Here is a 19,796-nt window from a genome sequence, read left to right on the forward strand (position 1 = left end):
ACAGCCCTCACCGGCCTTTCGCTTCGCCGCCATGACCAAATAGGCTCTGTGTGAAGTGCTTCACATTCAGAGCTCAAGAACCATGCCTACACAAGTGCCGTTCCCTGTCGGCTCGAGCCGCCTCCCAAACGCTGGCGAATACCAGGCTTTGCCGGCGGCTTCGGCCGCAGCTTCTGTCGCAACTATTTTTTCCCAACTGCCCGCCAGTCTATCGGCGGGCATTTTTTTCGTGCCTTCAGCCACGCTCGATACGGCACTGATAGCAATTGTTGCGCGCCGAGCGGACATGGACATAGGCAATGTCGTCGCGTTCGAACAAGGTTTCCGCCCGCGCCGCAATGGCATCTGTCGGAATGACGCCGCCGCTGCCATAGACGATGCGGTCATCACTGCCATAGCCACGCACGATGTAGTCGCTGCTCTCGAGCATTTCGGGAAGCGTGTCAGCCTCGACGGCGCGTTCGCATTCCTGCGCATGCAGGAAGATCGGCCCGGTCTCGGCATAGGGCTGCAACGCCGGGAACGGCCGGTAGGCCAGAACGAGATAGGGCGCGCCGGCAGCGACGTTCTTCAGGCAATGCCGGCAAGGCACGCCATCGCCATCGGATATCTGCCGCTCTGGCGTGCGGCCATAGGCATCGGCCGCACCGTGCTGGAAGGCCCTCACATCTTCGGTCGGCAAGGCTTTGAACTGGATGGACATGGCGAAACCTCCGGTGTTCGTTGACCGGAAATTATGCTCCCACTGCTGCGCTTCCCACCCGATTCCTGCCAAGTGACAGCCCCAGGGTGTGTTGAGATTCAGGTCAGGCCGAGCCGAAAATGTGGGATTCCGAGAACCGGAGCGGAGCGTACTTTTCGTACGTGAGCACCGGAAGCGCAGGAAGCCGCCATTTGCAGGCCGGCCTCACCTGAATATCAGCGCGCCCTAGTCCATGAGAGCGTCCAGACTACGGATCAGTCCTGTGAACTCCTGCACGCGCCTGATCGCAAGCAGCGTGCCAGCCACGTAAGGAGCTGCCGACGAGCCGGCGTCATGGCGGATGGTCAGCCGCTCGTCGGGCAGGCCGAACAGGGCCTCGCAGGACAGGATGTAGGAAGGCAGCCGAAGCGCATGCACCTGCACCCCCTCGCCGGCACCGACCGCCGCGCCGCGCGTTCCCGGCACGCCGGAGACCTCGGCGATTGGCCGCGCGGTCGATGCCTGGCGGATTTCGGCCAGCGCTTCCGCAAGCTCGCGCGCGGTGCCGGACGGTGCGTCCGGCTTTCTGGCGCTGGCATAGTCGATGACCTCGACATCCGGCACGTATTTCGCCGCCATCAGCGCAAAGCGCTTCATCAGCGTGGCGGTGATCGAGAAATTGCCGGCGGCGATCACGCCAACCCGATTGGCGCGCGCTGCGGCATCGATCTCGGCATAGTCGGCAGCCCCCAGTCCCGACGTGCCGATCACCACATGGCGTCCCTTTTCGATGGCCAGCAGCGCATGACCTTTCACCACATCCGGCTTGGTGTAGTCGACCAGCACATCGGACGACGCCTCCAGCGCTTGCGCCAGCGAAGCGGAAATGATCACACCGTTGGCCGGCACACCAACCAGCAGGCCGCAATCCTGTCCAGCGCCACTGCGCGAAACGGCGCCCGCCAGCGTCATATCGGCTTGTGCCGCGATCGCAGGCACCAGTGCCTTGCCGACCCAGCCCGTCGCGCCGGCCATCACCACCCGTATCGCCATCTTCCGATCCTTCCATCAAGGTCGCATGACGCTGGCCGAGCGCTCCAGGAAAGGCAGCGGATGCACCACTTCCTTCTTTTGCGCCACCGGCGCAAAGCCGAGTTTCTGGTAGAGCGGCAACGCTGCCGGATGATCCAGCGTGCAGGTCTGCACCGTCACCCGCTTCGGCCCGTGCGACCAGGCGGCAGCGATCGCCGCGCCCAGGAACCAGCGGCCGATGCCTTGCCCGGTCGCGTGTTCCATCATGCCGAAATAGGCGAGCTCGACTTCCTCCGGCAAATGCGGCTTGAGGTCGAAGAAACCGGCCGGTGCACCGTCGACATAAAGCACCCTGATGTCGCGGTCCTCGCGATGGATGCCGGCCGCAAGTTCGTCATCGTCCAGCCTGAGCACGTTGACCCAGTGCCATTTGCGCCCCACCCGATCCATCAGATAGCGATAGAAGTGCAGCGGAATGTCCTTGGTCTTCAACAGCGCGATCTGCCTGTTGTAGGGCACCGGCGGCGAATAGGCCGGTGGCACATGCATTTCGAGAAACGTCACCGTCACCTCAATGTCGTCCAGCGCGCCGTTTTCCATCACAGTCATTCCTTGCCCGTCGCCACCGGCGTATCGCCAAGCCCGCCCCATTCCGTCCATGAGCCGTCGTAGAGCCTGTTGTCGGTATGGCCAAGCGTTTCCAGCGCCAGCGTGATCACCGCGGCCGTGATACCTGAACCGCAAGAGGTGACGACAGGCTTCGACAGGTCGATGCCGGCGTCCTCCACCACCTTGCGCAACCGGTCCTTGGACAGAAACTCGCCATTTTCGGAAAGCGCCGACGCCGGCACGTTGCGCGCACCCGGCATATGACCGGAACGGATGCCGGCGCGAGGCTCGGGCTCCGCGCCAGTAAAGCGGCCCGCTCCGCGGGCGTCGGCGATCTGGCTTTCTTTCGTCTCGACGATACGGCGCATGTCGGCAAGGCTGGCGACACGTGCGGCATCGAAATCGGCATGAAACACGTTTGGCGCCATTTTCGTCGGCTCGGCCGTCACCGGCCGACCTTCTGCTTTCCAGCGGTCGAAACCGCCATCCAGAATATAGACCTGGAAGACGCCCATCACCCTGAACATCCACCACCCCCGCGGCGCGGAGAAAAACCCCGGACCGTCATAGATGACGATGGTGTCGTCGGCAGAAATACCCATCGCGCCGACATATTGGGCAAAATGCTGCGGCGACGGCAGCGTGTGCGGCAGCGGCGAATCCGGGTCCGAGATCGCGTCCTGATCGAGGAACCGTGCGCCCGGAATGTGCGCCGCCTCATATTCTGCGCGCGCGTCGCGCTTCTGCGCCGGCAAATACCAGGATGCATCGATGATCGTCAGGCCCGGCTCGCCGAGACGCTTCTGCAACCAATCCGCGTCGACGGTGAAGGGACTGTCTTCGGCCATTCTTTTTCTCCTGCTCCACCCTCGGCAAAACTTGTTTGGCTTGACAACCTGGATGCGTTCCGAGCGCGCGACATTCGGTTTGGATACGCGACACAGTCAGTCGCCGCAGTCCGTTGATACCGATTGTTTTCGTGTTTCGTGGCGAGTACGGATTGATCGTTATGATCTGGGGTGGGCGGGGTCAATAATCTCGGCATGAGCAATCTTCTGTTTTCCCGTATTCCCAGCAATCCGCTTTCGCTCGGACTTGTCTGCAACTTCGTTGCGCACTATCCGCCTTTCGACGGCTACGAGTTCGGCCTGATGGTGAAGACGCTTCGTTACCAGCTGGATCAGCAGACGCACATGATCGGCTCGATCGACGATGCCATCGTCGCTTATGTCGGTTGGATCCAAACCAGCCGCGAGATAGCCGAGGCCTGGGCGATAAATGGCGGGCCGCTTAATCCCTTCCCCGACGGCGATGCTACAGCGGTGACGGTGCTGGCGACGCGATCCTCGTCCCATATCCTGCCGCTGATCAAAAAAGCCAAACTCATCAACCTCGACAAATCAGTATTCTGGAAACGCGACTTCATCGACAACCGCGGCTCGGTCAAGCGAGCCGTCCGCAAGCGCGACGTCTGATGCAATCGGTCGAATCCGCCGAGGCGCTGACGCAAGAGATTCTCATCCGGCTGGATGACCGCTATGCCGCAATGTTCGTGCGCATCTGGCGGCCTGCCGGCACACCGCGTGCGACAGTCTTCTGCCTGCACGGCTTCACCGGCAACGGGGCCGACTTTGACTACCTTGCCGCTTTCCTGTGCCGTAACGGCTTCCTGGTGATCTGCCCGGACCTGTTGGGACGCGGGCGCAGCGCCTATCTGGGTTCAGGATACGACATCAACGTCTACTCCAAATGCCTGCGTGCACTCGGTGAGTTCGCTGGTACGGAGAACCACTTCATCGGTACTTCGTGGGGCGGCACGATCTTACTTCTGTTTCTGCACATGACGCGCTCCAAGGCCGCGAAGATCGTTCTCAACGACGTGCCAATGCTCGGCGGACCGAAGGTCGACGCGATGAGAGACGAAGTCATGAAGGAAAGTACGCTTGCGTTCGAGACCCGCGCGGTGGCGAAGGATTATCTGAGCGCCACCAAGGCCGTCATGGGTCCGGTCGAGGAAGCGGTATTTAACCGCTATGTCGAGAACAGGATCGCGGCCAGTCAGGATGGTTTCCGGTTGGCTTACGACCCTGCCACAACTGGAAATTTCGGAGCCATGACCGGACGCGAATATGACCTTTTTCCGATCGCGGCAAAGATCGACGCCCGCATTCTGCTGATGTACGGCCGGGACAGCCATTTCATTGACAGGCCGGCCATTGACCGCACGCGGGCGATACGGCCAGATCTGGGACTTGTCGACAATATCGATGCGGGCAATCCGCCGTCGCTGATGACACTGGACCAGGCTCTGCTCATCCTGGGTTTCCTGTCTGCCGTCTGAAACTGGATCTGTCGTGGCGGGGATGATTCCGGAAATGCAATTCGACGATTTATACAGCAAGTTCATCGCCGAGACCTACGACCGCCAAAGCTTGGTCGAAAATCCCGCCAAGATCCTGGTTTGCACGACTCCGCGAACCGCCGGCCATTCCTATTGTCGGGTACTGCAGCAGTTCGGTCTGGGAATACCCACCGAGTATTTTCAGTGGCAGTATGCCTTGCCGCTGATGAGACGGTGGTCGATCGACGGTACAATGGACCTTGAAAAACTCAATCAGCAGGCGCCGGCCTACGGCCGCCATCTCCTGGAGAAAAGGGCTGAGAACGGCGTTTTCAGCGCCAAGATCTTCTATGAGAACCTGCCATTCGCACGCAGTTCAATCGGCGATGACGACCACAGCTCGTTCTACGTTTTCCTCTCGAGAAGAAACAAAATAGATCAGACCATCAGCCTGCTCTCGGTGCTCCACACGGGCCAGCCGTTCGACAGTCAGGAGAAGCTGCCTGGGATTCCCATGGTGACAATTTTGAGCGAGAAAGTTGTTCGAGACACCGCGCAGTATATTTTCGATAGCGAAATCAGGTGGAAAAATTACCTGAACACTGTTGATCGCCGCAGGGTGGCTCATGTCTTCTACGAGGACTTTATCGCGGACCAGCAGGAAAACGCATCCGCCACAATGAGCACATGGTTCCCGGGCTTGGCGCTGAAGTCAAAAGCCATATCGACAAGCAAGCGCTATGCGCATGATGTCGAGTTCAAGACCATGATCGGAAGGCAATTCGGGGGTTGTATCCGGCGGTTCTGGCAGGAACATGCCTGACCTTGCGCGTCATCGACGCGAAACACTGACCGAACTCCCCTCCGCCGGGCGCAGTGCCAGCGCATAATCGAACCGGATCACATCGTCGGCACGGCTGAACGCGAACTGGCGGATTGCCGCGAGGACAGCCTCTTTGACTTCCAGCCGGCCAAGACGCGCGCCACCACACATGCGCGGCCCGGTTAGAAACGGAATAAAAGCCCGTCGGTCGAAGCTGTTCTCGATGAATTCCTTCCTGCTGGCGTCGAAGGTGCGTGGGTTTTCCCAGAAGGCTGGATGCTGGTGCACGCCTATGATCGACACCATGATGAGCTGCCCGGCGCGTAAGTCGCGGCCGTCGAGCGCCGTGTCGGCGCCGACTTCGCGGGTCAGAAACGGTATCGGAGGGAAATAGCGCATCGTCTCGTTGATGAAGCAGTCGGTATAGGGCGTCTCGGCCGCGTTCGCGGCAACCTCGGCATGGATGCGCTCCTGCACCTGCTGGTTGGCCCCCAGCCGATCGATTACCCAAAGTACGGTCGTTACAGTCGTCTCGACGCCGGCGAAGAAATTCATGACGAACTCCTCCACTGGCGAAAAGCCTTCAAGGTCGCGGGCCTCGCTTCTAAAGCGGTCCATCTCGGCCGCCGCCCGGGAATCCGCCATCAGCAGCGATGCGAAATCGGCAATCACCGCGCGGGCATCCTGGATAGCATTCGCGCGCTCGGCGGTCGTCGGGGTCACCCAGGAATAATATTGGAGACGCCTCAACACATCGCGCACCCTGTCGAGCAGCAAGAGTGTAGCCGCCATGTCGGGAACAAGACCGAAAGCCCGGTAAAATATCGTCATCGACGCAGCGAACAGGGCTTGCTGAATCGCAGGTAGCGTAGCGTCGGCGCCGGAAAGACTGGCAGCAAAGATTTCCGCCACGGGATGCTGCTGCGCCGGCCTGGCGGCCGCCAGGTAAACATCTTGGGTGATGGCGCGCCGGACAGACCAGTCCTCGTCGTTGGTGTTGAAGCGGCTAAACCCGAGGGCCGAGATCAGGGAGAAGTTCTTTCGGAAGAGCTCCGGCGCCTTGACGATGCCGTCGACGGCCTCCGGATTGTCGAAGACAGTCAGATTGCCGAGATCTCGGACCTTGCCATTCGGCCCCACCTCCCCGCTCTGGGCGAAAAGCGCATAGACAAGATTGTTGAGCACGCTTTCGATTTGCGCTGGATTGTCCACCAAACCCCCTGTCAGCCGAGGCTCGGTCAGCCCTGGCGCGACGCTTACCACATCTGTCCACCGGCGCTACCGAGGCACCGTTGCAAGGCCGCAACACCACGCCGCAAAGTTGCTGGCCGGACTTGCTGCAATGTCCCGTTAGGTTATGTCTGCAATGTTGGATCTGGGGCAGGATTCTAGGCGGGGGTAAGTATGCGAGCTCGGGCACCTGGTAAATTGTTGGCGACTGTCGCGGCATCCGCTGCTTCGGTGACTTCCGCAGGCGTGGTTGCCGCGCACGCGGAGGATGCGAAGGTCACAGACCCGTCGGTGATCGATTCACGCGTCAAGATCGCCTTCGAGGGAGCGTTTTATCAAAACAACGTCCACCAGGACGACAAGACCGGCGGCACCGACAAGCTTGGAAACAGCAATGGTGACTTCTCAGGTTCGATCGCGCTGACCAAGCAGATTTCTTCGGACATGGACTGGCGCCTTGCAGGCGCGTTTCACCTGGGCAAGAACCGTTCCTGGGACGTGGGTGGCCAGATAACGGGTAACGATCCTGGGTTTTTGACGGTAGGCTACGGCGACGACTACAGCTTCCAGGCGTTCGATTTCGATGTCGGCAAGCACGTCAAGGTTCAGTCTGCCGATATCCGCTTCTTTGGCGGTCTGCGACTGGTGCATTCGGATGAAAGAGGTGTTCTTTCCGAAAGCTTCGCCCCGGACGATCCGGCCGACAAGGGCGGTACCTTCGACAAGATTGGATCGTCGGAATATTGGGGCATTGGCCCGCGTGTAGGCGCCGAGGCATACTACCCGCTGGGCGAAAGCTGGGGGCTGACAGGCGCGGTTTCCGGCTCCGTCATGTGGGGCCGCCGCGAAAACGGCGCTGGATTCAGATACGACTTCACAACAGGTGAACATGGCTCTGTCACGTTGGGGAGCGAGTCCGCCAACCAGACGGTCACCAATGTCGACGCCTCTGCCGGCTTGAGCTGGACGCCCCTCCAGGGCGCCACCTTTACGGCCGGGTACAAGATCGAGCAGTGGCATAATCTGCTTATCAATGCGGACAGCAGCACCCAGACCTTCCACGGGCCGTTCCTTCGCCTCGAAGTCAAGATGTGACGGCGGCGGCCGGCATCCGGTGAGCTTGGGGGCGGAGTTCGAAGCCAGGATCGCGATCAACGGCGGGGTCAAATTGCACTATACGGCGGCGGGCTCTGGCCCGCCGATCGTTTTTCTGCACGGCTTCCCGGATCACGGAATGGGCTGGCGTCGGCAGATGCAAGCGCTTTGCGGCCGCTATCGCGTGATCGCGCCGGACCTGCGGGGTTTCGGACAAAGCGATGCGCCGCAGGGCCACGGCAACTATGTGCTGACACACCTGGTCAACGACGTGCTCGCCGTTCTTGCAGCGGAAAAGCTGACCCAGGCCGCGATTGTCGGCCATGACTGGGGCGGCATCATCGCGTGGTGGCTGGCCATACGCGTGCCGCAGGTCGTGCGCCATCTCATCCTGCTGTCGACGCCGCACCCGCGCAACCATCTGCGTGCCATTGCCGATCCGGCCAATGCCGAGATCACGGGGTACATACGCCGTTTCCAGGTCCCCGGCGCGGCCCAGATGCTGAACATAGACGAACTCGCCACATGGGTTAACGATCCGCAGGACAGGCAGGCCTTGATAGACGCGCTCAGGCGATCCGATCCGGAAGCAATGCTGGGCTACTACAGGGCAAACATACCGCTTGGCAGAGTGCCCGATATCGGGCAACTGCCTCTCGTAAAGGCGCCAACCCTGGTCCTGTTCGGCACCGACGATCCCTATGTTCCAGCCAGCGCCTTTGACGGCACGTTCCGCGAGGTCGACAACGTGAGCTCACTGATAGCGTTGCCCGGCGCCGGTCATTTCATCCACCATCAGGCAGCCAAGTTCGTCACAGAGCAGATCGAAGCGTGGGTGGCGCGACCGCCTTCCAGTTTCCGCCATCTTGCCTGATCGAGCATGATCCCGAAAAGCGGAATCCGGTTTTCGGGAAAGATCATGCTCAAACAAGAAGATAGAGCCCCATCCCGATTCCATTGGGGTGGAACTATAGACGAGGTGTTTGCGAAAGGCCCGCTGTAGCCTGCCTTAACCCGCCGGCATCGGTCCAAAGCGTATGCGGAAGCGCCGGTTCTCGCGGCCCTTCTTTTCGATCTTGCCGATATGGATCTCGCCGACTTCGCCAGTGCTTGTCACATGCGTGCCGCCGCAAGGCTGGCTGTCGATCGAAGCATTCTCGCCAATACAGACCAGGCGGATCTTGCCGGTACCGACAGGCGGGCGGACATTCTTGGATTTCACCAGCCCGGGATTGGCTGCCAGTTCTTCGTCGGTGATCAGCCTGACAAAGATCGGATGATCGGCCCGCACCAGTTCCATCAGGCCTGCGGTCACATCCTCTTTGGTGAAACCGGCATCCGGAGCGTCGAAGTCGACACGGCTGTCATCCTCGGAAACCGAAGCGCCGGTGATCGGGAACGGGCAGACGACGGTGAGCAAATGGCAGGCGGCATGCATGCGCATCAAGAGGTGCCGCCGCTCCCAGTCGATGACGAGTTTCAGCCGCTCGCCAACGGCAGGAACCGTCTGCTCCGGCGCCGGCACATGGATGATTTCGTCCTTGGTCTCGCCGGTGATGGTGGCGGCGATGGCGATGCGGCTGCCGTCGGCGCGCTCCAGCGTACCGGTGTCACCCGGCTGGCCACCCGACGTGGCGTAGAAGATCGTATGGTCCAAAATAATGCCGCCGCGGTCGTTGACGGCGACGACCATTGCCTCAGCCGTCCTGAGATAGGCGTCGTCGCGAAACAGCGCTTCGGTCTTGTGCGCCATCACACGTCCTTCTCGAACGGCACCGAAATCGTGCTGCGCTCGTCCATCCAGCCCGGCACCGGCAGGTTCTTCTCGCGCAGGAAGTCCGGGTTGAACAGCTTCGACTGATAACGCGTGCCGTAGTCGGCCAGGATGGTCACGATGGTGTGGCCCGGGCCAAGCTCGCGCGCCAGCCGGATCGCGCCGGCAATGTTGATACCGGTTGAACCGCCGACACACAGGCCCTCTTCCTGGATCAGGTCGAAGACGATCGGCAGCGCTTCCTCATCCGGAACCTGGAACGAGAAGTCAGGCGTGAACCCTTCGAGATTGGCCGTGATGCGCCCCTGCCCTATGCCTTCGGTGATCGAGCTGCCGTCGGACTTCAATTCGCCGCTGGTGTAGAAGGAGTAGAGCGCGGCGCCGAGCGGATCGGCGAGCGCAATCTTGACGTTCTTGCTTTTGGCCTTGAGCCCGGAAGCGACGCCGGCCAGCGTACCGCCGGAGCCGACTGCCGAGACGAAACCATCGACCTTGCCGCCAGTCTGGTTCCAGATCTCCTGCGCCGTGGTGCGGATATGGCCATCGCGATTGGCGACATTGTCGAACTGGTTGGCCCAGATCGCACCCTTCGGCTCCGACCGCGCCATCTGCTCGGCCAGGCGGCCCGACAGTTTCACGTAGTTGTTCGGGTTCTTGTAGGGCACGGCGGGCACTTCGATCAGCTCGGCGCCGAGCAGTTTGATCGTGTCCTTCTTCTCCTGGCTCTGTGTATCGGGAATGACGATGACGGTGCGATATCCGAGTGCCTTGGCGACCAGCGTCAAGCCGATGCCGGTATTGCCGGCGGTTCCCTCGACGATGACGCCACCCGGCTTCAGCAGCCCGCGCTGTTCGGCATCGCGGATGATGAACAGGCCGGCACGGTCCTTGACCGACTGGCCCGGGTTCATGAACTCGGCCTTGCCCAGTATCTCGCAGCCGGTCTCTTCCGAGGCCTTGTTGAGGCGGATCAGGGGTGTGTTGCCGATCGCGTCGATCACAGAACGGGGCATCAAGGATTCCTTGTGTAGCGTGCGGCGGAACCCTAGAAACCCGAAGCTTCGGTTTCAAGGCAAGAATCGACTGGCACAGTCGCATTTCGGGCACTGCAATTTTCTGAAACGGCGGCTGCGCCCCGGCATTCATTTCAACCATGTGCAGAAAAGCGCTCTTTTCATTCAATTCCTTCGCCGCTAGAGCACTAGCAACAGTTTCGCAGGGCGCAGCATGACACTCTATCGGGCCAACCCGAAACACGGCGTCGCCTGGATCACCGGCGGCAGCAGCGGCATCGGCCGTTCCCTGGCCAAGGATCTCGCGGCGCAAGGTTACGCCGTCGCGGTGACGGCGCTTGATGACGACCCGATCGACACACTTGTTGTCGAGACGGCGCAGATGCCGGGTCGCGTCACGGCCTACCCCTGCGACGTCACCGACGAGAAGCGCATGGCCAGGACGGTCGCGGCGATCGAGAAAGATCTCGGCCCAATCGTGCTAGCCGTGTTCAACGCCGGAAATTATATCGCGACCCCCGGCGAAGACCTCGCCATCCGCGATTTCCACCGGTCTTTCGACGTCAATTATTTCGGCATCATCAACGGCCTGGTGCCGGTCATCGAACGCATGCGCGTCCGCGCCCGCGGCCATGTCGTCTTGGTCGGTTCCGTCACCGCCTATTTCGGCTGGCCGACCACGGCCGCCTATGGCGGCACCAAGGCAGCGATCAACATCCTGGCCGAATCGCTGAAATACGATTTCGACAAGATGAATGTCCGCATCCAGGTGATGAATCCGGGCTTCATCGACACGCCGCTGACGGAAAAGAACATGCTGCCGATGCCCGGCCTGATGCCGGTGAACCGTGCTTCGCGGCGTATGGCCAAAGGCATCAGATCCGGCGGCTTCGAAGTCACGTTTCCGCGCCGGCTGAGCTGGGGTCTGAAGTTGCTCAGCATCCTGCCGAGGCCGTTCTGCCGATGGTTCATCAGCACCGCGACCCACTGGCAGGCGCGACCGCTCAATTACGACCGCAAGCCGCCGAGCGAATAGAGCCGTTCGTAAAATTTGGCGATCCCATCATCGGCGGGATGCCAATTGTCTGTTTGCAATCACAGCCATAGGTTGGCAAGTCTTGCGTGGAGTCTGCGATGGGGCGACGGATCGTGCTTGCGGTACTGGGCCTGCTGGTCGTCCTCGCTTTGGCCTTCGTGCTTGGCCCGCGCGTCCCTGTCGACACAACGATCCGCTTCGATCCCAAGGGGATCGGCGACGATCCGCAGGCGTATCTGGCGCGCGAAGAGGCCGCCGTGCCGGGAATTCGCGACGGGCTGGAGAAAGAGATCATCTGGGCCAATCCGATGGTTCACGCCAAAACGCCGCTGGCGATCGTCTATATCCACGGCTTTTCGGCGTCGAAGGGCGAGGTTCGTCCGCTGCCCGACGACGTCGCCGACCAGCTCGACGCCAACCTTTTCTACACCCGCCTCACCGGTCACGGACAGGACGGAGCCGCGATGACGCAAGGCAGTGTCAACGCCTGGATCAACGACTATGAGGAAGCGCTCGCCATCGGCCGGGCGATCGGCGACAAGGTGATCGTCATCTGCACCTCGACCGGCGGCTCGCTGGCGGTGTGGGCTGCAACGCAGCCAGGCGCGTCTGACGGCGTTGCTGCGATTGCGTTCATTTCACCGAACTTCGGCGTCAAGGCGTCGGGCGCCGAGCTCCTGACTATGCCGTGGGGGAAACAGATCGCCCGGCTGGTCGCCGGCAAGGAGCACGCCTTCGTGCCGCGAAACGCGCTGCATGAAAAATTCTGGACCTACCGCTACCCGATCGAAGCGACCTTGCCGATGCAGGCGCTGACCGAACTTGCCTATAGCGCGCCGGTGGAGAAGGCGGCCATCCCGGCTTTGTTCATTTTTTCGGATTCCGACAAGGTGGTGCGCGAAGACCGTACCCGCGAAATCGCCGGGCGCTGGGGCGGCGCCCACGAACTGGTGCCGGTCGACGACAACGGCGACCCCGACGACCACGTCATTGCCGGCGACGCGCTGTCGCCATCGACCACGGCCTTCCTGGCGCAGCGGATCGTCGTTTGGGTCGAGGCGATCACGCAATAGCGATCCGACACGTCGAATGATGCCCGTCCCGCCAAACGAAAAGGGCGACCGAAGCATCGCTCCGGTCGCCCTCATTTCAATTTGACTGCAAGCCGAGACCAGATGCTCGGACGCAGCCCAAATCTGCTTACGCAGCCCGCGCGGCGGGCCGCTTGCCGCCGAAGCGGCGCTTGTTGTTGCCCTTGAAGGGCTTGGCGCCTTCCGGCTTGCGCTCGCCGGCAAAGGCCGGCTTGTCGCCAAAGCGCGGCTTGCCGTTGCTGTGGCCACCGGGTCGCCTGCCGTCGCGACGGCCGTTGCGGTCGTTGCGATCATTGGCCGGCTCGAAGCGCTCGTTCTTTTCAGCCGGATTGCGCTGCGGATCGGGGTTGCCGAGATGGTCGGCAACGATCGGCAGCTTGGTGCGGATGATGCGCTCGACCTGGCGCAATTTGCTGTTTTCGGACGGATCGCAAAGCGTGATCGCGATGCCGTCCATGCCGTTACGGCCGGTGCGGCCGATGCGGTGGACATAGCTTTCCGCTTCATCCGGCAGGTCGAAATTCACCACATGGCTGATGCCGGGCACATCGATGCCGCGCGCCGCGATATCGGTCGCCACCAGAATGCGCACCGAGCCCTCGCGGAAATCGTTGAGCGCCTTCTGGCGGGCATTCTGCGACTTGTTGCCGTGGATGACGGCGGCCTTGAAGCCGTCGCGCTCGAGGTCCTTGGTCACCCGGTCGGCACCATGCTTGGTGCGCGAAAAGATGATGACGGATTTCATTGCCTCGTCGGCGAGCATTGTCGACAGCACCTGGCGCTTCTGCTTGGTGCGGGCAAAGACAACGCCCTGAACGATCTCGGCCGCTGCAGTGCTGTGCGGGGCGACTTCGACGCGGATCGGGTTCTTCAACAGGCCTTTCGCCAGTTCGGCGATTTCGGCCGGCATCGTCGCCGAGAACAGCACCGTCTGACGGTCCGGCGCGGTCGCCTTGGCGATGCGCTTGACGTCATTGATGAAGCCCATGTCGAGCATGCGGTCGCCCTCGTCCAGCACCAGCCATTTGGTGTCGGAGAGAATGAGATCGCCTTCGCGCACCAGGTCGGTCAGGCGGCCGGGTGTGGCGATCAGGATGTCGACGCCGGGCGCAACCTTCTTCACCTGGCTGAAGCGCGAGACGCCGCCAAGCACGAGTGCGGTCGAGACATGCGCGCCCTTGGCGAGCAGCTTGATCATGTCTTCGATCTGTACGGCGAGTTCGCGGGTCGGCGCCAGGATCAGCGCACGCGCCGTCTTCGGCCGGCGCTTGGTGCCGAGCGCAATGATCTTCGACAGGATCGGCAGCGCGAACGCCGCGGTCTTGCCGGAGCCGGTCTGGGCGATACCGAAAATGTCGCGGCCTTCGAGCTGCGGCGGGATCGCCTGGGTCTGGATCGGCTTCGGTTCGGTGAAGCCGGCGGCGTGGGTGGCCTTGAGCAGCGCGCCCGTGATTCCAAGTGCTGCGAAACCGGTGAGTTCCGAAGTGTTGCCGGTCAAAGCGGTGTTACCGGCCAAAGTGTTTTCGTTGGTCAAAATAGTCTTCTTTCACGCGGCTCCTGGCCGCAAACATCAATGGCGGCAGGGCGCAACCTGCCGTCGAAAAAATTGATATGAAACGACAAGGCGGGCGGACGCTAACGTCCACTCGGCTGCGCTGTCGTGCCCGCAGGCATCATGCCACGGGGCTTTTCCGCCACCTTGCCGAACAACCGGAAAGAGGGAAAACAGACGCAACCAGTCTCATTTGTCGAGAAGGCCGGAATCTCCCGGCCCAAGCGCCTATGGGCTGCATATGGCTGAGTTCGCCCCGGAATGCAAGGGGCGTCATGCTGCAGCGCAGCAAATCGACCGCGAAAGCGGCGCTTGCGCTCGCTTGCGGGCATCATTACCACAAAACACAAGCTTTCCGTTTGGGGGGACCGACCATGAAGGACGTGCTGAAGGAACTCGAGCGCCGCCGCGAGATCGCCCGGATGGGCGGCGGCCAGGCTCGCATCGACGCCCAGCACAGCAAGGGCAAGCTCACCGCCCGTGAACGCATCGAAGTGTTTCTCGACGAGGGCTCGTTCGAGGAGTTCGATATGTATGTCGAACATCGCTCGACCGATTTCGGCATGGAGAAGACCAAGATCGCCGGCGATGGCGTCGTCACCGGCTGGGGCACGGTCAACGGCCGCCCAGTCTACCTCTTCGCCAAGGACTTTACCGTGTTCGGCGGCTCGCTCTCCGAGGCCCACGCCGAAAAGGTCATCAAGGTGCAGGAGATGGCGCTGCGCAACCGCGCGCCGATCATCGGCCTTTACGACGCCGGCGGCGCCCGCATCCAGGAAGGCGTGGCGGCGCTTGGCGGCTACGCCGAGATTTTTCAGCGCAATGTTCTGGCGTCCGGCGTCATCCCGCAGATCTCGCTCATAATGGGCCCTTGCGCCGGCGGTGACGTCTATTCACCTGCCATGACCGACTTCATCTTCATGGTCCGCGACACCTCCTACATGTTCGTCACCGGGCCGGATGTGGTGAAGACCGTCACCAACGAGACGGTGACCGCCGAGAGCCTCGGCGGCGCTTCCGTGCACACGACCAAATCCTCGATCGCCGACGGCGCCTATGACAACGATGTCGAGGCGCTGCTGCAGATGCGCCGGCTGGTCGACCTGCTGCCAGCCTCCAACACGTCTGAACTGCCCGAGATCGAGTGCTACCAGTCGGTCACCGATCACGACCTGTCGCTCGACCGGCTGATCCCCGACAACGCCAACAAACCCTACGACATCAAGGAGCTGATCCTGAAGGTCGCCGACGAAGGCGACTTCTTCGAGATCCAGCAAAACTTTGCCAAAAACATCGTCACCGGTTTTGGCCGCATCGAGGGCCGCACCGTCGGCTTCGTCGCCAACCAGCCGATGGTGCTGGCCGGCGTGCTCGATTCCGATGCCAGCCGCAAGGCCGCACGCTTCGTACGCTTCTGCGACTGTTTTTCGATTCCCCTCGTCACCTTCGTCGACGTCCCCGGCTTCCTGCCCGGCACCGCGCAGGAATATGGCGGCCTGATCAAGCACGGCGCCAAGCTCTTGTTTGCCTATGCCGAGGCGACCGTGCCGAAGATCACGGTCATCACCAGAAAGGCCTATGGCGGCGCCTATGACGTGATGGCCTCAAAGCACCTGCGCGGCGACATGAACTACGCCTGGCCGACAGCACAGATCGCAGTGATGGGCGCCAGGGGCGCGGTCGAGATCATCTACCGCAAGGACATTGGCGACGCCGAAAAGATCGCAGCCCATACAAAGGCTTACGAGGATCGCTTCCTGTCGCCCTTCGTCGCCGCCGAGCGCGGCTATGTCGACGAGGTGATCATGCCGCACTCGACCCGCCGCCGCATCGCGCGGGCGCTGCGCATGCTGCGCAACAAGGACATGCAGAACCCCTGGAAGAAGCACGACAACATCCCATTGTGAGGCGGTCAATCAGCGGTAGCTATCGAACACTCATTCCTCTTCCGCCGCCCCGAACCCTGCCCCCATGGTCGGGCGGACACTGCCCCACGGTGTCGCGTGGTTGTCGATGCGCATCTGAAAAATGAAATAGGTTGGCGAACAGAAGCCGATGCCTTTCACTTTTGAAATGCCGGGCGTGTCGGGCGGCAGTGACTGGCACATATAATCCTCGCGGCAGAAATGCTCGGCATCGCAGGCCGGCCGGTTGCCGCGATTGACCGCACCGCCGAGGCACTGGTCGAAATTGTTGGTCGCCACGCAAGTGTCGAACTTCTTGCCGCCGACCAGCCCGCAAATCTCGTTCGGCATCGGCTTGCCGGCCTTGAAGGCGGCGAAGCTGCGGTCCTTGTCGTCGCAGCCGCGATAGGCGATGCCGGCCGGCACGCCGATCTTCGGCGGTCGGCAGGTATAGGCGGTGCGCGAAACGTCCGGTGCGAAGGCCGCGAATTGACCGGTGATTTTGTAGCGGTCGTTGAAAGGCTGCGTCTCATCGCTGGCGATCGAGCCGGTCAGGCAAGGATGGCCGGAAAACATCTGCTTGCTGTCCTTGGGCAGCAGGCATTGCGCCAGCTTGGTCCGCACGCCTGACGCGGTGGCCAGCGGCGTGCAGACGGTGCCGCCGCCGCATTGCCAGGTTGCGCCAAAGCGCTTTGCGTCCTCCGGCATCAGGCACGGCATCGCCATACCGGCCGGCGCGTAATCGACCTCGCTGGCGTCCTTCCATGCGGCCGGTGGCGCAAACGACAGTGGGCGAAAACGGTTCGGCTCCTTGCCGTCGATCGTGGCACGCAGCCAGGCTTCGCGCCGCGGAATCTCAGCATGCAGATGCGGCGAGATGCCGACCTCGATGCGGTTGAGCGGCGAGGTCGTCTTGTCGTCGCGGCCGATGAAATGAAAGCCGGCGGTGGAGCCGGCCTGATGGCAACCCTGGCAGGCGCCATTGTCCAGCCGCTCGACCAATGCCTCCGGTGTGCGCACCAGCTTCAAGGTGGAATAGTCGAGCCCGGCGAAATCCGCGGGCTGATAGAGCGGCGTGAAGGGGTGATTGGCCTGCCTGGCGCTGCCGAAGGTCGACCAAGAGATCACCTTCTTCGCCAAAAATTCGTCGGGGATTTCGTAGACGCCGAGATCGACCGCCGCGACATCGGCGCTGACATAGGCGGCGAGCTTTGCCTTCAGCGCCGCATCTTCCGAAAGCCGTGCCACATCGGGCGTGTTTTCCAGCGGCTTCTCGCTGACCGTCTCGCCGTCGATGCCGAAGATACGCATGAGATAGGCCGCCTGCCCGCCGAACTCGGTCTCCTGTCCCGAGGGAAAGCGCACCACTTGCGCGTTAAGCTCAAGCTGCTTGAAGGTGAGTTCCTCCGGTTCCAGCGGACCACCGGCCAGCCAGCCGGCATCGACGTTTTCGTCGAGCTGCGGTGTCCAGCGTCCGGCAACGCCGACGCAGCCGCCATCGGCATCGGGTGCAACACTGTAGACGGCGTTGAAATTGAACGGCAGGCGTGAGGCCAGAACCTTGCCGCTTTTCTTGAAGCTGTAGGCAAGGCGGTAGATGAAACGCACCTCGCCGCAACTCTTGTCGCCCTTCAGCGCGGCGAAATCGCGCCGGTCGAGCCGGTTGACGACGCCGACCAAACGAAAGCGCGCGGCATCCGTCTTCAGCCAGCGCATGTCCATGATGCGGCCGACATTGCCGTCGGTGACCTCATAGCGCGTCCGCCCGCCGGCCTTCATCTCAGCCCGCAGCGCGGCAATATCGGCGCCCACCATTTCGGTGATCGCATGATAGGCCGGCGCCTTGTCGTAGAGCGTTTTCAGGTCGCCGGTGCCATCGACGCCGAAAATGCCGGCGAAGCCAAAACCCTTGGCGTCCAGTGCTGTGAGAACGGCGGGATCGTCGACGATGGTCACCGGGCCTTCGGCGCGAGCGGCATGCGCCATGAAGACGGCAGCGAAGAGCGCGACAAGCAGCGCGAGCCAGCGGTTCATTCGACAGCTCCACCGTCACCGCCGACAAGCTCGCGCAGCACCGGCAGCAGCGCCAGCGTCAGATCCTCGGCGATCAAGCCTGGCCCGAACCGGCTGCCGGCCTCGGCATGGATCCACACCGCCGCGCAGGCCGCTTCGAACGCTGGCATGCCTTGCGCCAGGAGCCCGGCAATAATGCCCGCCAGCACGTCCCCCGATCCGGCGGTGGCGAGCCAGGGCGCGCCGTTGCTGTTGATCGCGGCTCGACCGTCTGGCGCCGCGATCACCGTGTCGGCGCCCTTGTAAACGACAGTGGCATTGGCGCGCGCCGCTGCCGAGCGGGCCTTGGCGAGTTTTGACAGGCTTTTGTCATCCGTGATCTCGGGGAACAGTCGGCCGAACTCACCCTCATGCGGCGTCATGATCAGTGCTGGCGCATCCGGCCTGCTGGCTGCCTCGAACAGTGTAGAGCTCGCGTTGCGGAAGGACGTGATGCCGTCGGCATCGAGCACCAGCCCTTCGACACCGCCGTCCCGCCGTGTTCGGGCAAGCACGGCGAGGGCGAAATCGCGCGCTTTGTCGCCGACACCAAAGCCCGGGCCAAGCACGAAGCTAGACGACCGGCGATCGCCAAGAAAGTCGTGCACGTCCTCGATAGCATCGGCCTCGCGCAACATGATCGAGGTCAGATGCATGGCGTTGACCTGCATGGCATTGGCTGGCGACAGCACCGTCACCGCCCCTGCCCCGCTTCTGGCGGCGGCCATCGCCGACAATCGTGCAGCGCCCGTCGCGCTCGGTCCACCGGAAAAGACGCCGACATGGCCACGCTTGTATTTGTGGGCATCGATGGCCGGAACCGGGAATTCCTTCAACCACACCGCCGGCCTGTTCTCGAAAGTCTGCGACTTGAGCTGCGCGATGACCCCGTCGCCAATGCCGATGTCGGCGAGCACGATTTGGCCGCAGCGTTCGCGTCCCGGCAACAGCAGATGGCCCGGCTTTCTTCGCGCAAACGTCACCGTGACCTGAGCCCGGAATGCCCGGCCAAGAATGTCACCGCTTTCGCCGGAAACACCTGAAGGCAAATCGACGGCGACGACAGGCAGGCCTAGCTCTGTCGCAACTTCAACCGCCCTGGCGTCCTCGCCGGACAGCGGTTTGGACAACCCTGCTCCGTAAAGCGCGTCGACCACGATCGAGCCGACCTCGGCGGCAAATTCCGACAGGGGCCGAGGTTTGATCGGACATTCGGCCGCGGCAAGCGCGGCATCTGTTCCCGGCCTTGGCGCACCGGATGCCCAGATGGCCGTGTCGACGCCACTGGCTGCCAGGATGCGAGCAATGACATAGCCGTCGCCGCCATTGTTGCCGGGGCCGCACAGCACATGCACGCGGCTCGCCTGGGGATAATGCGCGAGCACTACGGCAGCGACCGCCTCGCCGGCGCGCCGCATCAGGCCGATGCCATCGAGCGGCCCAGTGGCAATTGCCAGCCGGTCGGCCTCGGCCATTTCGGCCGGAGACAGAAGTTCGTTGCTCATGGATTGCCGATCCGCATCTCGGTCAGTCTCCCCTCATCCCAGGCGAGCATTGTCCAG

The 19,796-nt window shown here is 62.2% G+C and carries 18 protein-coding genes; 8 read left to right on the forward strand and 10 right to left on the reverse strand.

Annotated features, from left to right (window positions below):
• Positions 1–235: 235 nt before the first annotated feature.
• From AC1DXN_RS21980 to sseA, 4 genes are all read right to left on the reverse strand, one after another.
• Positions 236–703 carry a DUF1203 domain-containing protein gene (locus AC1DXN_RS21980; protein ID WP_477246715.1) on the reverse strand — a complete coding sequence of 156 codons (468 nt, stop codon included), beginning with the start codon at positions 701–703 and terminating at the stop codon, positions 236–238.
• 225 nt (positions 704–928) lie between these two features.
• Positions 929–1,735, reverse strand: coding sequence for a 4-hydroxy-tetrahydrodipicolinate reductase (gene dapB / locus AC1DXN_RS21985; RefSeq protein WP_477276017.1), 807 nt, complete (start codon positions 1,733–1,735; stop codon positions 929–931).
• 15 nt (positions 1,736–1,750) lie between these two features.
• Positions 1,751–2,314 carry a GNAT family N-acetyltransferase gene (locus tag AC1DXN_RS21990; protein WP_477246712.1) on the reverse strand — a complete coding sequence of 188 codons (564 nt, stop codon included), beginning with the start codon at positions 2,312–2,314 and terminating at the stop codon, positions 1,751–1,753.
• A 5-nt stretch (positions 2,315–2,319) separates the two neighbouring features.
• Positions 2,320–3,171, reverse strand: a complete 852-nt coding sequence (gene sseA / locus AC1DXN_RS21995; protein ID WP_477276015.1) for a 3-mercaptopyruvate sulfurtransferase — start codon at positions 3,169–3,171, stop codon at positions 2,320–2,322.
• A gap of 303 nt (positions 3,172–3,474) precedes the next feature.
• On the opposite strand from sseA, the gene AC1DXN_RS22000 reads away from it, so the two are divergent.
• From AC1DXN_RS22000 to AC1DXN_RS22010, 3 genes are read left to right on the forward strand one after another with little or no spacing between them, the layout of a single operon-like run.
• Entirely contained in the window at positions 3,475–3,798 is a 324-nt protein-coding gene (locus tag AC1DXN_RS22000; protein WP_477276013.1) for a hypothetical protein, read from the forward strand.
• Positions 3,798–4,664, forward strand: a complete 867-nt coding sequence (locus AC1DXN_RS22005) for an alpha/beta hydrolase (protein ID WP_477276011.1) — start codon at positions 3,798–3,800, stop codon at positions 4,662–4,664. The genes AC1DXN_RS22000 and AC1DXN_RS22005 overlap by 1 nt, the downstream gene beginning before the upstream one ends.
• A gap of 13 nt (positions 4,665–4,677) precedes the next feature.
• On the forward strand, positions 4,678–5,487 hold the full coding sequence (locus AC1DXN_RS22010) for a hypothetical protein (protein WP_477276009.1): 810 nt from the start codon (positions 4,678–4,680) through the stop codon (positions 5,485–5,487).
• A 9-nt stretch (positions 5,488–5,496) separates the two neighbouring features.
• Here the strand turns inward: AC1DXN_RS22010 and AC1DXN_RS22015 are convergent, their stop codons facing one another.
• Entirely contained in the window at positions 5,497–6,699 is a 1,203-nt protein-coding gene (locus AC1DXN_RS22015; protein WP_477276007.1) for a cytochrome P450, read from the reverse strand.
• Between the two features lie 219 nt (positions 6,700–6,918).
• Between AC1DXN_RS22015 and AC1DXN_RS22020 the strand changes: the two genes are divergently transcribed.
• Entirely contained in the window at positions 6,919–7,812 is an 894-nt protein-coding gene (locus tag AC1DXN_RS22020) for an Lpg1974 family pore-forming outer membrane protein (RefSeq protein ID WP_477276005.1), read from the forward strand.
• Positions 7,751–8,686: an alpha/beta fold hydrolase gene (locus AC1DXN_RS22025; protein WP_477246700.1), complete on the forward strand. Its 936-nt coding sequence runs from the start codon at positions 7,751–7,753 to the stop codon at positions 8,684–8,686. The genes AC1DXN_RS22020 and AC1DXN_RS22025 overlap by 62 nt, the downstream gene beginning before the upstream one ends.
• 135 nt (positions 8,687–8,821) lie before the next feature.
• Here the strand turns inward: AC1DXN_RS22025 and AC1DXN_RS22030 are convergent, their stop codons facing one another.
• Entirely contained in the window at positions 8,822–9,565 is a 744-nt protein-coding gene (locus AC1DXN_RS22030) for an alanyl-tRNA editing protein (RefSeq protein ID WP_477276003.1), read from the reverse strand.
• The gene (locus tag AC1DXN_RS22035) at positions 9,565–10,599 is read right to left on the reverse strand and encodes a cysteine synthase A (protein ID WP_477276001.1); all 1,035 of its coding nucleotides are present in this window, start codon (positions 10,597–10,599) and stop codon (positions 9,565–9,567) included. The genes AC1DXN_RS22030 and AC1DXN_RS22035 overlap by 1 nt, the downstream gene beginning before the upstream one ends.
• Positions 10,600–10,813: 214 nt before the next feature.
• Here AC1DXN_RS22035 and AC1DXN_RS22040 point away from each other — a divergent pair, with 214 nt between their 5' ends.
• Together AC1DXN_RS22040 and AC1DXN_RS22045 are read left to right on the forward strand one after the other, a co-directional pair.
• A complete protein-coding gene (locus AC1DXN_RS22040) occupies positions 10,814–11,635 on the forward strand; it encodes an SDR family oxidoreductase (RefSeq protein WP_477246694.1) in 822 nt (273 codons plus the stop codon).
• Positions 11,636–11,733: 98 nt separating this feature from the next.
• Positions 11,734–12,708, forward strand: coding sequence for an alpha/beta hydrolase (locus AC1DXN_RS22045; RefSeq protein ID WP_477275999.1), 975 nt, complete (start codon positions 11,734–11,736; stop codon positions 12,706–12,708).
• 127 nt (positions 12,709–12,835) lie between these two features.
• Here AC1DXN_RS22045 and AC1DXN_RS22050 read toward each other — a convergent pair whose 3' ends face one another.
• On the reverse strand, positions 12,836–14,260 hold the full coding sequence (locus AC1DXN_RS22050) for a DEAD/DEAH box helicase (protein ID WP_477275997.1): 1,425 nt from the start codon (positions 14,258–14,260) through the stop codon (positions 12,836–12,838).
• A 392-nt stretch (positions 14,261–14,652) separates the two neighbouring features.
• Between AC1DXN_RS22050 and AC1DXN_RS22055 the strand changes: the two genes are divergently transcribed.
• On the forward strand, positions 14,653–16,185 hold the full coding sequence (locus AC1DXN_RS22055) for an acyl-CoA carboxylase subunit beta (protein WP_477275994.1): 1,533 nt from the start codon (positions 14,653–14,655) through the stop codon (positions 16,183–16,185).
• A gap of 30 nt (positions 16,186–16,215) precedes the next feature.
• Here the strand turns inward: AC1DXN_RS22055 and AC1DXN_RS22060 are convergent, their stop codons facing one another.
• On the reverse strand, positions 16,216–18,216 hold the full coding sequence (locus AC1DXN_RS22060; protein WP_477275992.1) for a hypothetical protein: 2,001 nt from the start codon (positions 18,214–18,216) through the stop codon (positions 16,216–16,218).
• A complete protein-coding gene (locus AC1DXN_RS22065; RefSeq protein WP_477275990.1) occupies positions 18,213–19,739 on the reverse strand; it encodes an NAD(P)H-hydrate dehydratase in 1,527 nt (508 codons plus the stop codon). The genes AC1DXN_RS22060 and AC1DXN_RS22065 overlap by 4 nt, the downstream gene beginning before the upstream one ends.
• Positions 19,740–19,796: the final 57 nt, after the last annotated feature.

Source organism: Mesorhizobium sp. P2_H9 (assembly GCF_056403215.1).

What these genes read in the sequence shown, in the direction of transcription:
- AC1DXN_RS21990 (WP_477246712.1), bottom strand. Translation starts at nt 2,314, where the DNA reads ATGGAAAACGGCGCGCTGGACGACATTGAGGTGACGGTGACGTTTCTC.
- AC1DXN_RS22005 (WP_477276011.1), top strand. Translation starts at nt 3,798, where the DNA reads ATGCAATCGGTCGAATCCGCCGAGGCGCTGACGCAAGAGATTCTCATC.
- AC1DXN_RS22030 (WP_477276003.1), bottom strand. Translation starts at nt 9,565, where the DNA reads ATGGCGCACAAGACCGAAGCGCTGTTTCGCGACGACGCCTATCTCAGG.
- AC1DXN_RS22045 (WP_477275999.1), top strand. Translation starts at nt 11,734, where the DNA reads ATGGGGCGACGGATCGTGCTTGCGGTACTGGGCCTGCTGGTCGTCCTC.
- AC1DXN_RS22060 (WP_477275992.1), bottom strand. Translation starts at nt 18,216, where the DNA reads ATGAACCGCTGGCTCGCGCTGCTTGTCGCGCTCTTCGCTGCCGTCTTC.
- AC1DXN_RS22040 (WP_477246694.1), top strand. Translation starts at nt 10,814, where the DNA reads ATGACACTCTATCGGGCCAACCCGAAACACGGCGTCGCCTGGATCACC.
- AC1DXN_RS22000 (WP_477276013.1), top strand. Translation starts at nt 3,475, where the DNA reads ATGGTGAAGACGCTTCGTTACCAGCTGGATCAGCAGACGCACATGATC.
- AC1DXN_RS22035 (WP_477276001.1), bottom strand. Translation starts at nt 10,599, where the DNA reads ATGCCCCGTTCTGTGATCGACGCGATCGGCAACACACCCCTGATCCGC.
- dapB (WP_477276017.1), bottom strand. Translation starts at nt 1,735, where the DNA reads ATGGCGATACGGGTGGTGATGGCCGGCGCGACGGGCTGGGTCGGCAAG.
- sseA (WP_477276015.1), bottom strand. Translation starts at nt 3,171, where the DNA reads ATGGCCGAAGACAGTCCCTTCACCGTCGACGCGGATTGGTTGCAGAAG.
- AC1DXN_RS22025 (WP_477246700.1), top strand. Translation starts at nt 7,751, where the DNA reads ATGCGGACAGCAGCACCCAGACCTTCCACGGGCCGTTCCTTCGCCTCG.
- AC1DXN_RS21980 (WP_477246715.1), bottom strand. Translation starts at nt 703, where the DNA reads ATGTCCATCCAGTTCAAAGCCTTGCCGACCGAAGATGTGAGGGCCTTC.
- AC1DXN_RS22065 (WP_477275990.1), bottom strand. Translation starts at nt 19,739, where the DNA reads ATGAGCAACGAACTTCTGTCTCCGGCCGAAATGGCCGAGGCCGACCGG.
- AC1DXN_RS22055 (WP_477275994.1), top strand. Translation starts at nt 14,653, where the DNA reads ATGAAGGACGTGCTGAAGGAACTCGAGCGCCGCCGCGAGATCGCCCGG.